Here is a 20,706-nt window from a genome sequence, read left to right as displayed (position 1 = left end):
AAGTTCCATTTTTAGCAAGGCAACATATGTTTCAAAAAACTTTAAAGTTTTTGCAACATACGTGTTTTTTTCTGCCCTATGAATTGGTTAATTTACAAATAGCTATTTATCAATCGATTGATGTCCATATTATATTCTCGAAATGAATATAATCTTGAAAACCAACATTAACTGTTAAACTAAAAATCATGAAAACACTTAAATTAATTGGCATCACAATCATCGGGTTAATACTTATGTGTGCCTGCGAAAAAAACAATGATGAACTCTTATTAGAGGAAGATATGACTCTAAATGAAAATTTCACCTTAAAAGGAGATTTAGGAAAGGTTGATAACGAAGTTAACGTGCCTTTTAAAGCTACATTTACCGTTTGGCGTGCACTTCCACCAGGTACTGGTGAATGTGAAGAAGGTAGTTCAAGAGAAACAATGAGAATGAAAGGGAACGGAGAAATGGCTCATTTGGGGCAACTATCAGAAATATTTATGACATTTTGTGTACGTAGTGATGCATCATACTCGTTTGTAGAATCTGGAAAATTTGTTGCCGCCAATGGAGACGAATTACACTTTACAATAAACGAAGGTCAAATAGTATTGAATACAGGAGGTAATCCAGACTATCTTTTATATTTCAATGATGATGTAATATTTATTGGTGGAACAGGTCGTTTTGAAGGTGCATCTGGCAGCGCTAAAACCAATGCATTTGTTCATATAGGGACTACAGGCGATGATGGAGATGACCCTTTTTATACCGATTTCTTTATGAACGAAGGCACTTTAACATTACAAAAGGGAAATTAATAAATCTTTGACAAAGCTTTAGTCTCGGTTTGTGTATTTAAACACTCGAGTTTATTAAGAGCAGCCTAGCTGATTATAGAGATGTAAACAGCCATATATTTTACCTGTACAATGCAAAAAATTATTATATGGTTTGCACTCTAACGCTTACCTTTCAACCAGATTAAATATGACACCCTAAACTAAAAACGCTTATAAAAATTCATGTCAGTTAATTTGATGTGATTTCATGGAGACTGGGAGGTTAAGCTTAAAAGATTGAGGTTTCAAAAATAATATCTCTTCTGAATTACCTCCCAGTTATCAATTCAGAAACGGTTATATCTCCATATGAAGTGCAAGCTAGGTAATATTAAAATCAAAAAAATATTCAAAAAGTTCGTCTTGAAAGATGGGCTTTTTGTGATTAAACCACCTTTGAAAGTCAAAGCTAACTAAACAACAAAAAACACATTAAATTTCTTTAACCAAGTAGAATGTTTCTTTATAATTTTAACCAATAAACCATAATTCATGGCATTACAATAACTGATGCTGCGATATATTATTTACACTTTTATTAAGACTTTAGGTCAAAAATTAAATCAGAATTTCAATTAAATACCTCTTAACACCATAAACATAGTCTCAAAACCATTATTTTAGCCAATAATTGCTGACTAAATTAGTATTACCCCTTTATGAAACGCTACTTTTATTTTTTCATTTTTCTTGGATTCATAACACTTTGGAGTTCATGCAGAAAAGATTTTGAATTTACACCTGCCACTGGAAATCTTCAGTTCTCCAAAGACACGGTCTATTTAGACACAGTATTCACTAATATTGGTTCTAGTACATATAATTTAAAAGTATATAATAAAAGTAATAATGACATTTCTATTCCTATAGTTAAATTAGCTTTAGGAGAAACTTCCTATTATAGGTTAAATGTGGATGGCCTAACAGGAAAAAACTTTGAAAATGTAGAAATTCTTGCAAATGACAGTCTATTTATTTTTGTAGAGTCGACCATTAATATCAATAATTTTCCTAATCCAGATGCTGCCTATTTATACACAGATCAAATTGAATTTAATACTGGAACAAATTTACAAAAGGTAGAATTGGTTACTTTGGTTAAAGATGCTGTGTTTATTTACCCTGATAGAGATGAAACTACTAAAGTTATTGAAACTTTAAAAATAAACATTGATGGCGAACTGGTTGAAACAGATTTACAAGGACGAGAATTGCTTCCTGAAGAGCTTACTTTTACTAATGAAAAACCCTATGTAATATATGGTTTCGCGGCTGTTCCAGAGAATAAAACATTAACTATTGAAGCTGGTGCGAGATTACATTTTCACGACAACTCCGGACTAATTGTTTTAAACAATGCGTCTTTACACATAAACGGTACCTATAGTACAGATCAACAAATACTGGAAAATGAGGTGATTCTTGAAGGAGATCGTTTAGAACCTGAGTTTTCTGATGTGCCAGGGCAATGGGGCACTATTTGGCTATTTGAAGGTAGTATAAACAACCGTATTAGCTATGCTACAATAAAAAATGCCACGATTGGTGTTCTATCTGATGGTAATCTTGACACTCCTAATAATAAACTCAATTTAAGTAATACCCAAATTTATAACGCAAGTAGTTTTGGTGTTTTAGGAAGAAACACCTCTATTAAAGCTGAAAATATGGTAATAAATAATTCAGGTTTATCTTCATTTGCTGGAACATTTGGCGGCAAGTACAACTTGACACATTGTACTATTACTAATTACTGGAATAATGGCTTTAGACAATTTCCTGCCCTATTGCTTAACAATTTTGTTTTAGACGAAGATAACAATGCTATTGTAACAGACTTAACCGAGGCCAACTTTAATAATTGTCTTATTTATGGCAATGATAATATTGAAATATTACTTGATGAACTTGAAGACGAAACCGTAAATTTCAACTTTAAATTTACCAATTGCTTAATGCGTTTTAATGATCATAGCGGAGAATTTGATAGTCCCAACTATGACTTCAATAATGTGTTGCTTTATGAAAATGTGATTTTAAATCAAAATCCAGATTTTAAAAACACAGAGCAAAACAATATGCTTATAGGTAATGAGTCTGAAGGCATCAATAAAGGCAATATAGAGTTTGCTAGTCAAATACCTCTAGATCTTTTGAACATTAACAGAACAAGCGCTCCAGATATTGGGGCCTACCAACATACAACATTTCCTGAAGAGTAAAAAAGTAATACACTTAATCTTAAAATTCAAACAAGACAAACTAAAAAATCCTGCACAAAACGATGCAGGATTTTATTTTATTGAACCCCTAGATAGATTAAAGTATAGTTCGTGCTTACACAAACAAAGGTTTATCCTTCATCATGGCATTCACTTTATCTTTTACCGCGTCAAGTTTTGCCTCATCTTCAAAATTGGCTACCACCTCATCTATTAAATCAACTATAGTAATCATATCTGCTTCTTTCAATCCTCTGGTAGTAACAGCTGCTGCTCCTAAACGAATACCTGATGTTACAAATGGCGATTTATCATCAAATGGCACCATATTTTTATTCACCGTAATATCTGCTTTAACTAAAGCCTGCTCAGCATCTTTTCCAGACAGGTTTTTATTACGTAAATCAATTAACATGCAATGATTGTCTGTACCTCCTGAAATAATATTATAACCTTTAGCTACCAAAGCATCAGCCATAGCAGATGCATTCTTTTTTACTTGTAATTGATAATGTAAAAACTCATCTGTTAGCGCTTCTCCAAAAGCAATAGCCTTTGCTGCTATGATATGCTCTAATGGTCCACCTTGATTTCCTGGAAACACTGCAGAATCTAATAAAGAAGACATTTTACGTAAGCTTCCATTTTTCAATTGAATACCAAACGGGTTATCAAAATCTTTACCCATCATAATCATACCACCTCTTGGTCCTCTCAATGTTTTATGCGTTGTAGTAGTTACTACATGGCAATGTGGTAGTGGATCATTTAAAATTCCTTTAGCGATTAAACCCGCAGGATGTGATATATCAGCTAATAAAATAGCACCTACACTATCGGCTATTTCTCTAAAACGTTTAAAGTCAATATCGCGCGAATACGCTGAAGCACCCGCAATAATCAATTTAGGTTGCTCTTTTGTGGCAATTTCTTGTATTTTATCATAATTTAAAACCCCTGTCTCCTGCTCTACACCATAAAACACAGGGTTATAAAGTTTTCCTGAAAAATTTACAGGAGAACCGTGAGTTAAATGCCCTCCATGTGACAAGTCAAAACCTAAAATTTTATCTCCTGGTTTTAAGCAAGCGTGATAAACAGCTGTATTAGCTTGACTTCCAGAATGAGGTTGCACATTTACATATTCAGCTCCAAACAAGGTTTTTGCTCTATCTATAGCTATTTGCTCAACTTCATCAACCACTTCACATCCTCCATAATAACGCTTTCCTGGATACCCTTCGGCGTATTTATTTGTTAACACAGAGCCAGCAGCTTCCATCACTTGAGGGCTTACAAAATTCTCTGAAGCAATAAGTTCTATACCATGAAGTTGGCGTTCTTTTTCTGCTTGAATGAGTTCAAAAATTTGTTCGTCGCGTTGCATAAAATAAAATTCTGATTAAATATTCGGCAAAAATAATAAATACCTCAGTTAAATACACCAAAATCTATAGAATAAGAGTTAAGTTTTTAACGGTTTTATCAACGGTTAGATTTAATTTAGATTTTGTTTGTTTTTTTCATTTAAAATAAAAAAAATGTGTAGGTTTGATACGAATACAATAACCTTTAAAATTAAAGTTATGCCATTATCAGCTAACAATCCAGATAGAACCTCTTGGTTACATGTAGATAAAAATTCAGATTTTCCAATTCAAAATATCCCTTTTGGCGTTTTCTTAACACGTGATGATATTATCACTATTGGTACTCGTATTGGCGATACCGCAATTGACCTTGGAGCATTACACCAGCTTGGATATTTTAAAGGGATTCCTCTAACTGATGATATTTTTCTTCAAGATACTTTAAATGATTTTATAGCCGATGGAAGAAAAACTTGGCGCGCAGTGAGAAATCGTATCGCTGAAATTTTTGATGCTGAAAATGATACTTTAAAAAATAATACAAAACACAAGAAAACCATTCTTTTTAGGCTAGATGAAATTGAAATGCAATTACCAGTTCAAATTGGTGATTACACAGATTTTTACTCGAGTAAGGAACACGCCACCAATGTGGGCTCTATGTTTAGAGATCCAGACAATGCTTTATTGCCTAATTGGCTACATATACCCGTTGCTTATCATAGCAGAAGTTCTTCAGTTATTCCATCTGGAATTCCAATACACAGACCGCAGGGACAAACCTTACCACATGGCTCTAGCGAACCTGTTTTTGGTCCAAGTAAATTAGTTGACTTTGAACTTGAAATGGCTTTCATTACAACCGACGCCAATGATTTAGGAGAACCAATTCCTATTCATGAAGCTGAAGAATATATTTTCGGACTCGTGCTTTTAAATGATTGGAGTGCGCGTGATATTCAAAAATGGGAATATGCACCTCTTGGTCCGTTCTTAGCTAAAAACTTTGCCTCTTCTATTTCGCCGTGGATTGTAACGCTTGATGCTTTAGAACCTTTCCGTGTTGAAAGTCCTAAACCCATTAAACCTCAACTTGATTACTTAAAATATAAAGGAAAAAAAAGTTATGATATTCAATTAGAAGTAGCTATTCAACCTAAAGGAGCCAAAGAAACTATAGTGAGTAAATCTAACTTTAAATACATGTATTGGAATATGGTACAACAATTGGCTCATCATACAGTAAATGGATGTCCTGTTAACTCTGGTGACATGATGGGTAGTGGTACTATTTCTGGCCCAACAGAAGCCAGCTATGGCTCCATGTTAGAACTAACTTGGAAAGGTGAAAAACCTATTAAAATGACTGATGGAACAGAGCGTAAATTCATAAATGATTATGATACCGTGATTATGCGTGGTCATTGTGAAAAAGATGGTACAAGAATTGGATTTGGAGAAGTCTCTACAAAATTACTTCCTGTATTTAGCAAAAAGTAGCTTAATTCTTTCTTTTTTGAAATATTTTTTACGTTTTATCGGATTTATTAGTTTTTCATCCGATTGTTTCGTATTTTGGCACCACTATTGACAAGGTAAGCCCATAACCAAAATACTTGACCTATGAAAAAACTAATACTTCTTTTATTTACTGTGATGATTGCTTATGCGTGCAGTACGCGTAAACAAGTAGAACGTGCCGTAAATACAGGCAACTATGACCACGCTATTCAAACCGCCTTAAAAAAACTGAGAACCAATAAGGATAAAAAGCGTAATCAGGATTATGTTATCATGCTTCAAGATGCTTACTACAAAGTGGTTGAACGCGATTTAGGTTCTATTGCTCATTTAAAAAAGGATAATAACCCAGAAGCCTATAGAAATATTTATGAGCTTTATACAGGATTAGATGGCAGACAGGAGTCTATAAAACCTCTTATACCTCTATATATAGATGACCAACCAGTAGTTTTCGAATTCAATAATTATAGTGATGCTATTCTTGATGCCAAGAACAAAGTATCTAGCTACTATTATCAAAAGGGGCTAGCCTTATTAAACGCAAAAGACAAACAATCTATTAGAGAAGCATATAACACTTTAGAATATATTGAAAACATTAACCCAAATTATAAAGATACGCCTAATCTTTTAAACGAAGCCCATGAACGTGGAACAGATTATATCTTGGTTTCTATAAATAATGAAACCGAACAAATGATTCCTGAAAAACTTGAAGCCGACTTACTAAGCATGGACACTTACGGTATTAATAAGTTTTGGAGTGTTTATCATGTAAACAAAATAAAAGATCTTAATTATGATTACACGCTACAGCTTAACCTAAAACAAATCAACGTTTCTCCTGAGCGCATCACGGAGCGTGAATTTGTTAGAGAAAAAGAGGTTAAAGACGGTTGGCAGTACGCCTATGATGAAAAAGGTAACGTAGCAAAAGACAGCCTTGGAAACGACATTAAAGTTGATAAAATAGTAAAAGTTACATGTCGTTATTTTGAAACGATTCAAACAAAAACCTCTCAAGTTATTGGTGATGTTGTTTATAAAGACTTAAAAACAAATCAAATATTAGATAAATTCCCTGTAAATAGTGAATTTGTATTCGAATACATTTTTGCGACTTCTAAAGGAGATAGGCGCGCTTTACTCCCTGATGATATTGGCTATTTAGAACATCGCAGAGTACCTTTTCCTAATAACGAACAAATGGTTTATGACACAGGAGAAGACTTAAAGCTTAAACTTAAACAAATTATTAATTCCTATAGGATTTAACGTATTAAAGCCTTTAACTAACCGTTAAAGGCTTTTTATGCTATATTAAAAAGGAGCCGAGCAATGGACAGTAAGTTCTTCCTTCAAAATGGGATGCTTAAATGTTATACGTTCCGCATGGAGATGTAACCTATCCAATTTTGTTCCATACAAATCATCGCCTAGTATAGGCGTTTTTAATCCGTTTTGATGAGCCGCATGTACCCTGAGCTGATGTGTTCGCCCTGTAATGGGATAAAAATAAACCCTTGTTTTCCCATCTTCAACCGTAATCACTTCAAATTTGGTTTTAGCTAGTTTTCCATGTTTATAACAAACTAATTGCTGTGGTCTATTATCCAAATCAACCCGCAAAGGCAAATCTATAACACCTTCTTTTTGCTCTATAACACCATCTAAAAGGGCTATATAACGCTTCTTTACCGTACGTTCAATAAATTGTTTTTGCAGCTGCTTATGTACACGCATGTTTTTAGCAACTAACAAAAGACCAGATGTAGACATATCTAACCGATGTACTAACAAAGGGCCCGTTGCATGTGGCAAATACTGCTTCATCTTAGTGTAAACAGACTCTTGTATGCGCTTACCTGGAACCGAAAGAAATTCATGAGGCTTGTTTACCAGTAATAAATAATCATCTTCAAACACAATATCCAAATCTTCATTGTAATGAGGTATTTGTAAAATAGGATTATTGTCTACCTGTAACCCTTTCATCATATGCCCTAAAATAGGTTCGCATTTACTTCTACATGACGGATAAAATTGCTTGTGTTTTCTAACTTCTGATTTTGGGGACACCCCCCACCAAAACTCAGCCATAGCTAAAGGCTCTAAATGATTCTGATATGCATATTGAAACAGTTTAGGTGCTGCACATTCACCCGAACCTGCTGGAGGAATGGGTGTTACTGTATCCCTAAAAATATCAAGCAAACTACATTCTTCTCCATTCGCATTTAAAAATCTATACTGCTGGTGTAATTGAGATTGAAGCGTAGCTGATAATGCCGCCCTTTTTTGCTTTAATGCATCTATTGGAAGTTTCATAACGCTTAATTCTTTTTCAAGAGTCTCCTGTTTATATTTCCAATGGCGTTTAAATTGTTTTAACTCAATCTGAAGCTTTTTACTGGCTTCACTCAACAATTCATTGAAAGCAGCATATTCGGTATCTAACATTACCTGTTTTGCTACTGCCCTTTCTTGATCTCGATGTTTTTTTTCAGACTTAATATTTTGCTTCAGCTCAAGTAATTCTGTTTGGTATCGCACTTCAGCATCTTTAATATTCTTTTGAGCTAATGCAAATTCCTTTGAAGCTTCCATAGTCTTTATTTCAGCATTAAACCGATTTAATGTAGCTTCTCCTTTTTTATAAAACCCTGCTTGATTTAGCGTATTATAAATTGTAGGAACAAATCCTTTTATATCATTGCTTTCTGCCAATTTACCCGAAAAAGCCGCTAGGTAACCCAACTTATTTGCTTCATTTTTCACTACCATGACCCCAAACATTTTACCTATAGGATTTCCCTTTAAAGTACTATTTAAGCCAAAATTATGTACAAAATCAGTTTGTGTTTCTAAATATTGCTGTACATCTTGAGCGGCCATAATACATAAAGGGTGTGGCTCATAGTAAAATGGAAACGTAAACTTTTCAGGCAATTCTGGTAATTCTGTAACACGGAACTCATGAAAATAAGAAGCAGAAAACAAAGGCATTTAGGTTTCAGTTTTAGGATAAGGCAAAGAAACAACTTTAAAAATATTTACTAAAGTGATGTCAATATTTTCCGCTAGAAATTACAGGCAAACCTTTGGTTGGTCTATTGTAGATATATACCCATGCCTTCAGTTTCCTTTTATCAAATAACCAAGCCTCAACAAGAATGCGTTTGTATAAATCTGGAACATCAGACTGCTCATTAATACCTTCATAATCATCTAAAACGTTAAATACAGTACTAGCGTGATATAATTGATACACACTACCATATACCTTATCTGCTGGGGCATCACTTAAAATAGCTCCAGGATAGTGCGCCACTTGAAATAACTTGCCTTGAAAATACCCATCACCTATACAATGAGAGTGAGATGCCAAAAAACGTGACATCTCATTATCTGCTTGTTTTAATAGTGTACCATATACAAATAAGAAATCATGACCCAAACAATTCATAATGCCTTACGGTTGCAATTGGGCATCAATCCAACGATTAATCTTTTCCTCTAGCAACTGTAACGGTATACAACCTGTTTCTAACACCTCATTATGAAACGCTCTAATATCAAATGCTTCACCAAGTTTTTCTTCTCCACGTTGGCGTAACTCTATCAGCTTTAATTGCCCAATTTTATAAGAGAGTGCTTGTCCTGGATTGGCCATATAACGTTCAATTTCACTAATGATATCGTTCTTTGCTTCGGCCTCATTCTCTAAAGAAAATTGAATAGCCTGTTCCCTTGTCCACCCCTTAGCATGTATGCCCGTATCAACCACCAAACGAATAGCACGATGCATTTCAGAGCTTAACATACCAAAATATTGATATGGATCTTTATAAAGTCCTAGCTCTTTACCCAAAGATTCGGTATAAAGTGCCCACCCTTCACCATAAGCGCTATACCACAAAGTTTTTCTAAACTCTGGAAGTTCTTCATTTTCCTGTGCTAAAGATATTTGAAAATGATGCCCGGGTATAGCCTCATGTAAAAACAAATCCTCCTTATCAAAAATATTATATTGTTCTACGTCTGGTATAGGCGTATAGAAAATACCTGGTCTTGTTCCATCAAGCGACCCTGGACTGTAATTGGCTGCGACCGATTTTTCTCTGAATGGTTCCGTTCTTCTTACCTCAAACGGTGTTTTAGGTTGCTTTGAAAAAAGTTGATCTATTTGAGGTTTCATCACCGCATAAATACTATCATAAAATGCAATAACCTGTGACCGTTCTGTAAAAGGCATAAAGGCTTTATTTGTTCTGATGTGCTCAAAAAAGGCAAAAAGATCTCCTTTAAAACCCACCTTAGTCATAACCTTGCTCATTTCTGTACGAATGCGAGCAACTTCCTGCAAACCCAATTCATGAATAGCATCAGCCGTCATATTGGTTGTAGTATACCGCTTTATTTGGTGTGTATAATAGGCTTTCCCTAGTGGCGTATCGGCAATACCATGAGTTTCTCTTCCAGCTGGTAAATATTCATCTTTTAGAAATTTTACCATATCCTCATGAACTGGTTTAACTTTATGATTGACCATATTTGTATAGGCCTCAACAAGCTTCTCTTTATCGCTTTCACTGAAAGATTCTGGAAAATTAAGAACAGGTGCATAATACAAATGTTCGTTTACATGACTTGTTGCTAAACCCTCAAATTGCGGAATTACTTTTACTATTAACGGTTTTGGTAAAACATAACCCGTTTTCATACCCTCGCGCATATTTTTTTTAGCAGCCTCAAGCCATATTAAATAGTCATCTACGCGTTTAAGCCAATTTTCATAATCCTTAACAGTATGAAAAGGTTGCGCATTTTTTGCGCTGGCATAACCGTTAACATCTAAATTCATTGACCACATTTGATCTATAGGCATTAAATCCTTTTTAAAAGTCATACCCTCTAAATTAATTGTGATGTCCCAAGTCAAAACATCTTTACTCATTTGCTCTACATCAGATAGTTGTGTAGCATCAATGTCTTTTAAAGCTGATTTATACTTTTCATAATAAGATTGCTTTTCCATTTTAAAAGCCTCTGATAAGGTATTTGGAAACTGGTCATTATAGGTAGCTATACCAGCATCAGTAGCCTTCTTCACATCAAAAGCTAAGCCTTCGTTGTAGTAATCTTTTAAAAGCTGAGCTAGTTGTTCTGGTGCTGGAGATTCTTCGGGTGTATTCTCTTGTTCATTTTTACATGCAACACTAAGAAAAACGCAAGCAATCAAAAGTAAGTTTCGTACCATTATAACATATTTGTAATTAATAATACCTTAAAAATACAAATATGAAACTACTTTAACGAAAGAATATATTTTTTTACAGGTAATCAACCCGTTATTAGAAAACGAATTGTTCTAAATTAATTTCGTTTATAGCACCGTGCGACTCATATGCCACAACACGTCCGTTGGCAATAACTAATAGTTGCGGCGACTCATGTATCACTTGAAATGTATTTGCTACCTCATTTGAAATCTCTCTATAATTTAAGAGATCTAAATAATATAAATCGAAATCATATACATTATCATAAGCCTTAACAAATTGATTCATAACCATGCTACTAATTCCGCAACGTGTAGAATGCTTAAAAAGCAACTGAGTTTTATGTTTAGAACGCTCTTTGATATCCTCTAGTTGACTTAAATGAGTTAACGGAACCCAAGGCAATTCCTTTTCTTTTCTGGGTTCGGTCGTTTTTCCAAATATTTTATTAAGTAAATTCATTCAATATATCTTTCTTTTACAATTTTTTAAAACACAATAATTTCAGTCGAAACCATTCTCATTACTTACAAACCGACAAAAAGTCACAAAAATTCTATTCTAAAAAGACATTTTGTCTTACATTTCTTATTGGTAGGATTATTGACCTTAAGTGGGTGTAAAAGTAAAATAATCAACTCTATAACAAGAGAAAAAAAAGAAAGAAATGAACTTAAATAATTATACAATAAAATCACAGGAGGCCATACAACAGGCGCAACAAATTGCGCAAGAATATGGTCATCAACAAATAGAAAACGAACATATTTTTAAAGGTATTTTTGAGGTTGACGAAAACGTTTTACCCTTCCTTTTAAAAAAATTAAATGTTAATGTTTCTATTTTGAAACAGGCTTTAGAAAAACAACTTGAAAGTTTCTCTAAAGTTTCTGGTGGCGATATTATGCTATCAAGAGAATCAGGCAAAACCTTAAATGATGCTGCTAATATGGCGAAAAAAATGAATGACGACTTTGTGTCAATTGAACATTTAATTCTTGCCATTTTTAAATCGAATAGCAAGATTTCCCAAATGTTAAAAGACCAAGGTGTTACTGAAAAAGGATTAAACGCCGCTATTGAAGAACTTCGTAAAGGAGAAAATGTAACCTCTCAAAGTCAGGAAGAAACATACAATTCATTAAATAAGTATGCTAAAAACTTAAATCAACTGGCAAAGGACGGCAAATTAGATCCTGTTATTGGACGCGATGAAGAAATTAGAAGAATCCTTCAAATTTTATCTCGTCGAACAAAAAACAACCCCATTCTTGTTGGCGAACCTGGCACAGGTAAAACAGCCATTGCCGAAGGCTTAGCACACAGAATTATTGATGGCGATATTCCTGAAAATTTAAAAGATAAGCAAATTTTTGCTCTAGATATGGGGGCATTGATTGCTGGCGCTAAATACAAAGGGGAATTTGAAGAACGTTTAAAAGCAGTAATCAAAGAAGTGACCACAAGCAACGGAGATATTGTGCTATTCATTGATGAAATACATACACTTGTTGGTGCAGGAGGTGGTCAAGGTGCTATGGATGCCGCGAACATCTTAAAACCTGCCCTAGCCCGTGGCGAATTACGTGCTATTGGAGCAACCACGCTTGATGAATATCAAAAATACTTTGAAAAAGACAAAGCTTTAGAGCGTCGTTTTCAAAAGGTTATTGTGGATGAGCCCGACACCGAAAGCGCTATCTCCATTTTAAGAGGTATTAAAGAAAAATACGAAACGCATCATAAAGTTAGAATAAAGGATGACGCTATTATCGGAGCTGTTGAATTATCTCAACGCTATATTACCAACAGGTTTTTACCCGATAAGGCTATCGATTTAATGGATGAGGCTGCCTCAAAAATGCGTATGGAAATCAATTCTAAACCTGAAGAATTAGATGTTTTAGATAGAAAAATCATGCAGTTAGAAATTGAAATTGAAGCTATTAAACGTGAAAAAGATGAAGTAAAACTTAAATCCCTTCGTTCAGATTTGGCTAATTTAAAAGAGCAACGTAATGCTATTTATGCCAAATGGAAATCTGAAAAAGACGTTGTTGATAACATTCAAAATATAAAGCAGAATATAGAAAACTATAAGCTTGACGCAGAAAAAGCAGAACGCGAAGGCAACTATGGTAAAGTGGCCGAGTTACGTTACGGAAAAATAAAAGAAGCGCAAGAAGAACTTGAAGTATTGCAAAAGAAACTTCAAGCACAATCTGAAAATTCTTTAATTAAAGAAGAAGTAACCTATGATGATATTGCCGAAGTTGTAGCAAAGTGGACGGGTATTCCTGTTACAAAAATGCTACAAAGTGAACGTGAAAAACTCTTAAAACTTGAAGAAGAATTGCACAAGCGTGTGGTTGGTCAAGAAGAAGCCATTGAAGCTGTAAGTGATGCTGTAAGACGCAGCAGAGCTGGTTTGCAAAATCCTAACAAACCCATAGGAACCTTCTTGTTTTTAGGAACAACGGGCGTAGGTAAAACGGAACTTGCTAAAGCGCTTGCCGAATACTTGTTTGACGATGAAAATGCCATGACTAGAATTGATATGAGTGAATATCAAGAACGTCATGCCGTAAGCCGATTGGTTGGTGCACCTCCGGGATATGTAGGGTATGATGAAGGCGGACAATTAACAGAAGCTGTAAGGAGAAAACCGTACTCTGTAGTATTGTTAGATGAAATTGAAAAAGCGCACCCAGACACCTTCAATATTTTGTTGCAAGTGCTTGACGAAGGGCGTTTAACAGACAACAAGGGCCGCATTGCAGATTTTAAAAATACCATTATCATTATGACTTCAAATATGGGAAGTACTATTATTCAGGAACGATTTGAAGCCACAAAACATATAGAATCTGCTATTGAAGCCGCTAAAGTTGATGTTTTAGCATTGTTGAAACAATCGGTAAGACCTGAGTTTTTAAATAGAATTGATGATACCATAATGTTTACACCTTTAAGCAAAGAAAACATTATTGATATTGTTGGTTTACAATTAAAGCATGTATCAAAAATGATTGCCCAACAAGGTATTACGTTTGATGCGACTCCCGAAGCGGTAAGCTATTTGGCTGATAAAGGTTACAACCCAGAGTATGGAGCCAGACCCGTAAAACGAGTTATTCAAAAAGAAGTTTTAAACGCTTTAAGTAAAGAAATTTTAGCTGGAAAGGTCACTACAGATAGTATTATACTACTTGATTCTTTTGATGACAAACTAGTATTTAGAAATCAAAATGACCTGGTGGATAAAGAATTTTAAAAAAAACTTTGACTATTTGTAACAAAATCTGTTGCAAATAGTCTTTTAGTTGGTTGGTTAGTTGAAAAAGCAATATGATTCTTATTATGAAGAAGATTATTGCTTTTTTGTTTTTAAACCCCTCTTTTTTATGATTTAATAAAAAAACATGATATTTTAAAAGAATTTCCCACTAATTCTACAATCTGCAAGCTAATATTACCGTTCGTCTAAAAAAACGAACACTTTAAAGTGTTTTATCATTTTATCTTTAGTTTAGCCTTGAGCGAGAATCCCTAATCTCCTCATTTTTTGAATTAATAAACCCTAACTTATTGATTAATAGCAATGAATCTATCAAAACAAATTGACCTTACCTTATTACATGCAACTACAACCGAACGTGACATTATAAACCTAGCCCAAGAAGCTATAAAATATAACTTTCATAGTATTTGTGTGAGCAGTTGCTACGTTCCTTTAGCAAAACAGCTTATCACGGATTCAGACATTAAAATTTCTACTGTTGTTGGATTTCCTTTAGGAGCAGCAACAACAAGCACAAAAATATTTGAAGCAAAAGAAGCTATTGATTATGGTGCTGATGAAATTAGCATGGTCGTAAACCTTGGTTTATTGAAGAGTAGAAATTACGTTTCTATTTTAAAAGACATTACAGATGTTAAATTAGCTATTGGAAACATCCCGCTTAAAGTCATTATAGAGATTTCTGAACTTAATAAAAATGAAATCATAAAAGTTTGCGAAATCTGTTTAGATGCCAAGGCTGATTACATTGAAACATCAACAGGATTTTCAAAAGGTGGTGCTACCTTAACCGCTGTTAAAATCATAAAAAAAACAGTTCGAGATAATATCAGTATTAAAGCCACTGGCGATATTGATGACCTTGAAACCATCTTGAAGTATCTGGAAAATGGCGCCGATAGAGTTGGAATTTCAACCATCATCAAACCCATTAATAATTTAAGACAATTAAGAAATAATAAAGTCTATAAACAATACCTAGAAAACAGCACACTCTTAGAGGTTGAAAAGGTATATCAATAAATGACCGCTACCCTAATTTACCCTTATAATGTTTGATTAAACCATGTTTTAAAGTAGTTTAAACAAATAATACTTAATATCTTTGAAAAGGAGTCTATAATACTATATTTCGACTCTTAATTTTAGATTGTCAATATAAAAAAGGGTAACACATGAGTCCATTCAACAAATTTATAGACCATACTTTACTTAAAGCAACCGCTACAAAACAAGATATTATTCAATTATGCGAAGAAGCCAAACAATTTGGCTTCTTCTCTGTTTGTGTTAATAGTTGCTATGTTTCGTTAGCAAAAGCCAACTTAGAACGCAGCGAAGTAAAAGTCTGTGCCGTTATAGGATTTCCTTTGGGAGCTATGAGCACGGTTTCAAAAGTTTCTGAAACCATAGATGCCATAGAAAATGGCGCCGAGGAAATTGATATGGTATTAAATGTGGGTTGGCTTAAAAGTAAAGATTACCAAGGCGTATTAAATGATATCAAATCGGTAAAAGATATCATGCCTAACAAAACCTTAAAAGTGATTCTTGAAACATGCTATTTAGAAGATGATGACATTATAAAAGCAAGTGAGCTAGCCATTGAAGCGGGTGCAGACTTTATAAAAACCTCTACTGGATTTGGCACACGAGGCGCTTCAGAAAAAGACATTACCCTAATGAAGTCGGCTATAGAAGGTACCACTAAAATTAAAGCATCAGGAGGCATTAGAGACGCACAAACTGCTTTAAAATATATCAATTTAGGGGTTCATCGGCTTGGAACATCTTCAGGTATTGCCATTATTTCAGGAAAAACATCAGATTCAAACTATTAAAATAACCTATGAGTATTCATATAGAAGCAAAGAAAGGAGACATAGCAGAAACCATTTTACTACCTGGCGACCCCCTAAGAGCAAAATGGATAGCAGAAACCTATTTAAACAACGCAACATGTTTCAATAAAGTTAGAAACATGTTTGGGTATACAGGAGCGTACAAAGGACAAAGAATATCTGTTATGGGTACTGGTATGGGCGTACCATCTATTTCTATTTATGCGCATGAGTTAATCACCGAATATAAGGTAAAAAACCTCATTAGAGTAGGAAGTGCAGGCTCTTACCAAAAAGATGTAAAAATACGAGATATTGTTTTGGCTATGGCCGCATCATCCAATTCTGGACTAAATGCCAGACGTTTTGGTGGCGCAGATTATGCGCCCACTGCTAATTTTAATTTATTTCAAAAAGCTGTAGATACGGCTAGAAGCAAGAATATCCCTGTTAAAGCTGGTAACGTTTTTACATCGGATGAATTTTATGCCGATGATTTTGATTCCTATAAAAAATGGTCAAAATTTGGTGTGCTGTGTGTTGAAATGGAATCTGCAGGCCTGTATACTGTGGCCGCTAAACACAATGTAAATGCCCTTTCAATTTTAACTATTTCCGATTCTTTGGTTACAGGAGAACGCACTACCAGTCAAGAACGAGAAACCACCTTTAAAGAGATGGTTGAAATCGCTTTAGAGTTGGGTTGATATAAAAATGGTATAGTATTCTCTCTATTATAATGTAAGTTTCTTAAAAACTGCCATTTACGGAAGCTACCTTAAAGAGTAATCAACTTAAACAACAAAGAGTCTCCTGTCTTTTTTTGAGCCAATACATCAATAGCTGAATCTTTTAACTGCAAAACGCGAGGGTATCCTCCTGTGGTTTGACAATCACGCATCAAAACAATAAGTTTACCTGAAGGTGTTAACTGCACCGTACCAGGAAGCACCGAAGACGTTATAATAGGCTCTATATCATTTTTTATGTGCTCATTGAGTTGATAAGCCATCCTATTATTAGCGTTTGAAATAGAAAACATATCATTTTGAAGTTTTTGCTGTTGTTCGGGTGAAAGCAAATCGAATTCTGGACCTTTAAAAACGTCTAAAACTTCAGAAGTTATATAAGTGTCATCAAAGCGCAAATGAGCAAAATGCTTCTTTCTTTGGAATACTTGCTTTGAAACCTTAACGACATCTCCCTTTTTTAAACTAATGGCTTTCGTAATACCTTGATACATGCTTTTACTAGCCATAATGTTTTCAGAATGTATTCCGCCTGAAACCGCTAAATAACTTCTGCAACCGGTTTTCAATGGTCCAAAAGAAAGTATATCCCCTTGATTAACTGAAATAAAGTGATTATTTTGAACAGGGTTACCATTTAATTTAGGACTCATATCTCCTCCTGAAATTACCAGAGCTGTTTCTCCATTAAATTGGAGCTTTGGTCCCATTAAGGTTATTTCTAAAACCGCTTCGTTTATGTTATTTCCTAAAAGCGCGTTTGCCAACATAGCGGCTCGTTTATCCATCACACCTGAATATGGAACACCGTATTTTTGAACCCCTGTTCTTCCTAAATCTTGAATGGAGGTATAAAACCCAGAATGCAACACTTCAATCATCTATCATCTTACTTGTTAACTGATACACGCCTGCTTGAACCAACACTTTTATATCATTATATTCTTCCTGTGACACAGCATAAAATTTTATTGTATCACCCGCATTTACAAAACAAGGTTCTGAATTAGCAACGTTAAAAAAGTTAATTGGGGTATTACCTATAATATTCCATCCTCCAGGACTTTCCATAGGATAAACCCCCGTTTGATCACCGCCTATTGCTACCGCTCCTTTTTCAATTTTCATTCTTGGCATGGATTTTCTGGGCATCTTTAATACTTTATCCAATCCTCCTAAATACATAAAGCCAGGTAAAAACCCTAAGAAATATACCGTATAAATGGCAGCGGTATGATGTTCAATAATATTTGAAACAGACATTTGTTTAGCTTTAGCCATATCCCGTAAATCTAAACCAAAACTGAAATCATAACATACTGGAATTTTCCAAAGGGTTGACTTCTGTTTTGGCAAACTACCTGCTTGTTTATAGATACAGGTTAATGTGTTACAAGTTTCTTTAAAAGATGTAATAACCTTGTTATACACCACTAACAAACTATTATAAGCAGATCGTGTTTCTAAAATATCTTTATGAAGATCAATGCTTAGTTTTTCTTTAAAATTAAGTATATCTCTCAAAATTGACGTGCTAATTTCCTTGGGCCATTCAATTAATATGGCGCGATCACCAAAGCGTTTGTATACTATATGATAGTGCATTCAATTAGCAAATTTGAAAGCCTGCTTCTATTAAGCGCTTCGTGAGATTGGAAATTAAGTACACAGCATTGGGGTTATCGCCATGAACACAAAATGTTTCAGCTTCTATGCGTTCTAAATGTCCTGATATTGTTCTTACGCGTCCTGAGGTAGCAACTCTAAACACATGCTCATACAATTCATCTGCATCTTCTATTACGGCATTAGACACTGTTCTTGATACTAAGGTTAAATCATCATTATAGTTTCTATCTGCAAAAGCTTCATACATCACAGGAATATTATGTTCTACAGCCAATTTAGCTATTACAGAGTTGTAAGGCACATAGAGTTTAGCTCTGGTCATAAGTCCTTTCATTACCTCTATAATAACCTTAGCCGTTTTTTCATCAATTGTAGCCAAATTATATAAAGCTCCATGAGGTTTTACGTGATGTAATTGTAAATGAACATCTTCCAACTCTTTTAACAAGCATTTAATTTGATGTTCTATAGTGGTATACAAGGCCACACAAGGCATGTTCATTATTTTTCTTCCAAAATTCTCTTTATCAGGAAAAGATGGGTGTGCTCCTATTTTAACATTATTCGATTTTGCCAGAGCTACCATTGTTTTCATCGTTTTAGCATCACCAGCATGCCCTCCGCAAGCTATATTGCAAGAAGATATTAAAGGCATTATTTCAGATTCATTACCTAAGCCTTCCCCTACATCTACATTAATGTCAATGTATTTATTCATGTTAAAATATATTTAGGCCGAGAACTTTGTTTAACGTAGCCATGGAAAGAAAGATACTAAAAATTAAAATAAAACCTCCCAAAATATTTTGCCATAGCTTGTTTTTATAAAGGCCTAAGACAGAATGCTTATTCATAATCCAAATTAAAAATCCAACGATTACAGGTAATAAAATACCGTTAGCTACTTGTGCAAATTTTATAATTTCTATGGGATTAATACCTAAAGAGGAAATACAAACACCTAATAACAAAACACCCATCCACACCATTCTAAATTGAAATCCTTTCATATGTCTTGCCCACCCCAAGCAACCTGTAGCTACATAAGCTGCCGCCAGTGGCGCTGTTATAGCACTGGTAATACCTGCTGCAAACAAACCAATTCCTAAAAAATATTTGGCATATGAACCATACAAAGGTTCAAGCCCTTTAGCTAAATCTGTTGCATTGTTAATTTCAGTTGCCTGAATTGCAGTGGCAGAAACAATAATACATATGGACACTATTCCTCCTAAAATTACCGACAAAACGGTATCTCTTCTAGCCCACTTTAAATCCTTTTCACTGTGCCACTTTTCTTTAACTAATGATGCATGTAAAAACAAATTGTATGGTACCACCGTAGTGCCAATCAAGGCAATAATAGTTAATAAGCTTCCTTCGGGAAATATTGGTATCAAAGCACCTTGAAGTACCTCTACTATATTGGGTTTAGTAACTATGGCTGTATATAAAAAAGATAAGCTCATTAAAAGCACTAAACTTATTAAAACTTTTTCTAATACTTTGTAGTTTCCCAAGTATAAAAGCGCAAACGCACACACTCCAAGAATAATATTTAGCGGATTAATAGTCAGGTTGTTAACGGTAATATTTTGATGTTCTAGAACAGTCTCTAACCCTAAAACACCACCACTTATGTTTCCAGCTTGATAAGCTGCATTTCCAATAACTATAGCCGATAAAATAAGGAGTACAACAAACAACTTGATAATAGGATGCTGTATTTCTGTGCGAATAATTTCAGACAGTCCTTTTTGAGCAACAATACCCAATCTTGCAGCCATTTCTTGTAAAACAATAGTCGCCAAAATAGAGAGTACCATAGCCCACAACAGTGTGTAACCAAAACCTACACCTGCCAGTGTACATACTGTAACAGTTCCTGGCCCTATGAAAGCTGCAGCTACCAAAGGGCCTGGTCCCATATTTTTAAACCATTTTTTTATCAAAAAGGT

At 34.5% G+C, this 20,706-nt stretch carries 17 protein-coding genes; 8 read left to right on the top strand and 9 right to left on the bottom strand.

Going from position 1 to position 20,706, the window contains the following annotated elements; all coding sequences use genetic code 11:
• The first annotated feature begins 188 nt into the window (after positions 1-188).
• Positions 189-809 (top strand): hypothetical protein, encoded by a 621-nt coding sequence (locus FGF67_RS13405; RefSeq protein WP_139698273.1) that lies wholly within the window; start codon positions 189-191, stop codon positions 807-809.
• Positions 810-1,489: 680 nt separating this feature from the next.
• Entirely contained in the window at positions 1,490-3,052 is a 1,563-nt protein-coding gene (locus tag FGF67_RS13400) for a hypothetical protein (RefSeq protein ID WP_139698272.1), read from the top strand.
• A gap of 115 nt (positions 3,053-3,167) precedes the next feature.
• Here the strand turns inward: FGF67_RS13400 and glyA are convergent, their stop codons facing one another.
• Positions 3,168-4,439: a serine hydroxymethyltransferase gene (gene glyA / locus FGF67_RS13395; protein ID WP_139698271.1), complete on the bottom strand. Its 1,272-nt coding sequence runs from the start codon at positions 4,437-4,439 to the stop codon at positions 3,168-3,170.
• A 199-nt stretch (positions 4,440-4,638) separates the two neighbouring features.
• On the opposite strand from glyA, the gene fahA reads away from it, so the two are divergent.
• Together fahA and FGF67_RS13385 are read left to right on the top strand one after the other, a co-directional pair.
• A complete protein-coding gene (gene fahA, locus FGF67_RS13390) occupies positions 4,639-5,922 on the top strand; it encodes a fumarylacetoacetase (protein WP_139698270.1) in 1,284 nt (427 codons plus the stop codon).
• 123 nt (positions 5,923-6,045) lie between these two features.
• Positions 6,046-7,221 (top strand): hypothetical protein, encoded by a 1,176-nt coding sequence (locus FGF67_RS13385; protein ID WP_139698269.1) that lies wholly within the window; start codon positions 6,046-6,048, stop codon positions 7,219-7,221.
• Between the two features lie 45 nt (positions 7,222-7,266).
• Here FGF67_RS13385 and FGF67_RS13380 read toward each other — a convergent pair whose 3' ends face one another.
• The 4 genes from FGF67_RS13380 to ytxJ all read right to left on the bottom strand — a co-directional run bounded on the left by FGF67_RS13380 (position 7,267) and on the right by ytxJ (position 11,690).
• Entirely contained in the window at positions 7,267-8,952 is a 1,686-nt protein-coding gene (locus tag FGF67_RS13380) for an RluA family pseudouridine synthase (RefSeq protein WP_139698268.1), read from the bottom strand.
• Positions 8,953-9,013: 61 nt separating this feature from the next.
• Positions 9,014-9,412 carry a gamma-glutamylcyclotransferase family protein gene (locus FGF67_RS13375; RefSeq protein ID WP_139698267.1) on the bottom strand — a complete coding sequence of 133 codons (399 nt, stop codon included), beginning with the start codon at positions 9,410-9,412 and terminating at the stop codon, positions 9,014-9,016.
• A 6-nt stretch (positions 9,413-9,418) separates the two neighbouring features.
• Complete coding sequence (locus FGF67_RS13370; RefSeq protein WP_139698266.1) at positions 9,419-11,206, bottom strand: DUF885 domain-containing protein; 1,788 nt, start codon at positions 11,204-11,206, stop codon at positions 9,419-9,421.
• Positions 11,207-11,300: 94 nt separating this feature from the next.
• The gene (gene ytxJ, locus FGF67_RS13365; RefSeq protein ID WP_139698265.1) at positions 11,301-11,690 is read right to left on the bottom strand and encodes a bacillithiol system redox-active protein YtxJ; all 390 of its coding nucleotides are present in this window, start codon (positions 11,688-11,690) and stop codon (positions 11,301-11,303) included.
• A 205-nt stretch (positions 11,691-11,895) separates the two neighbouring features.
• On the opposite strand from ytxJ, the gene clpB reads away from it, so the two are divergent.
• The 4 genes from clpB (at position 11,896) to deoD (ending at position 17,077) form a co-directional block, all read left to right on the top strand.
• Positions 11,896-14,502, top strand: coding sequence for an ATP-dependent chaperone ClpB (gene clpB, locus FGF67_RS13360; RefSeq protein WP_139698264.1), 2,607 nt, complete (start codon positions 11,896-11,898; stop codon positions 14,500-14,502).
• Positions 14,503-14,829: 327 nt separating this feature from the next.
• The gene (gene deoC, locus FGF67_RS13355; protein ID WP_139698263.1) at positions 14,830-15,552 is read left to right on the top strand and encodes a deoxyribose-phosphate aldolase; all 723 of its coding nucleotides are present in this window, start codon (positions 14,830-14,832) and stop codon (positions 15,550-15,552) included.
• Between the two features lie 152 nt (positions 15,553-15,704).
• Entirely contained in the window at positions 15,705-16,370 is a 666-nt protein-coding gene (deoC, locus tag FGF67_RS13350; protein ID WP_139698262.1) for a deoxyribose-phosphate aldolase, read from the top strand.
• Positions 16,371-16,378: 8 nt separating this feature from the next.
• Positions 16,379-17,077, top strand: coding sequence for a purine-nucleoside phosphorylase (deoD, locus tag FGF67_RS13345; RefSeq protein WP_139698261.1), 699 nt, complete (start codon positions 16,379-16,381; stop codon positions 17,075-17,077).
• Between the two features lie 71 nt (positions 17,078-17,148).
• On the opposite strand, the gene FGF67_RS13340 is transcribed toward deoD, so the two are convergent.
• Genes FGF67_RS13340 through FGF67_RS13325 form a run of 4 tightly spaced genes read right to left on the bottom strand, consistent with a single transcriptional unit; the run spans position 17,149 to position 20,700 of the window.
• Positions 17,149-18,000, bottom strand: a complete 852-nt coding sequence (locus FGF67_RS13340; protein WP_139698260.1) for a 5-oxoprolinase subunit C family protein — start codon at positions 17,998-18,000, stop codon at positions 17,149-17,151.
• Positions 17,993-18,724, bottom strand: a complete 732-nt coding sequence (gene pxpB, locus FGF67_RS13335; RefSeq protein WP_139698259.1) for a 5-oxoprolinase subunit PxpB — start codon at positions 18,722-18,724, stop codon at positions 17,993-17,995. The genes FGF67_RS13340 and pxpB overlap by 8 nt, the downstream gene beginning before the upstream one ends.
• 4 nt (positions 18,725-18,728) lie before the next feature.
• Complete coding sequence (pxpA, locus tag FGF67_RS13330) at positions 18,729-19,466, bottom strand: 5-oxoprolinase subunit PxpA (protein WP_139698258.1); 738 nt, start codon at positions 19,464-19,466, stop codon at positions 18,729-18,731.
• Between the two features lies 1 nt (position 19,467).
• Entirely contained in the window at positions 19,468-20,700 is a 1,233-nt protein-coding gene (locus FGF67_RS13325; protein ID WP_139698257.1) for an Nramp family divalent metal transporter, read from the bottom strand.
• Positions 20,701-20,706 lie beyond the last annotated feature (6 nt).

It is taken from the genome of Allotamlana fucoidanivorans (assembly GCF_006265225.1).
Lineage (GTDB): Bacteria > Bacteroidota > Bacteroidia > Flavobacteriales > Flavobacteriaceae > Allotamlana > Allotamlana fucoidanivorans.
Note: the sequence above shows the minus strand (reverse complement) of the source record. Positions and strands in the feature narration are given on the sequence as shown.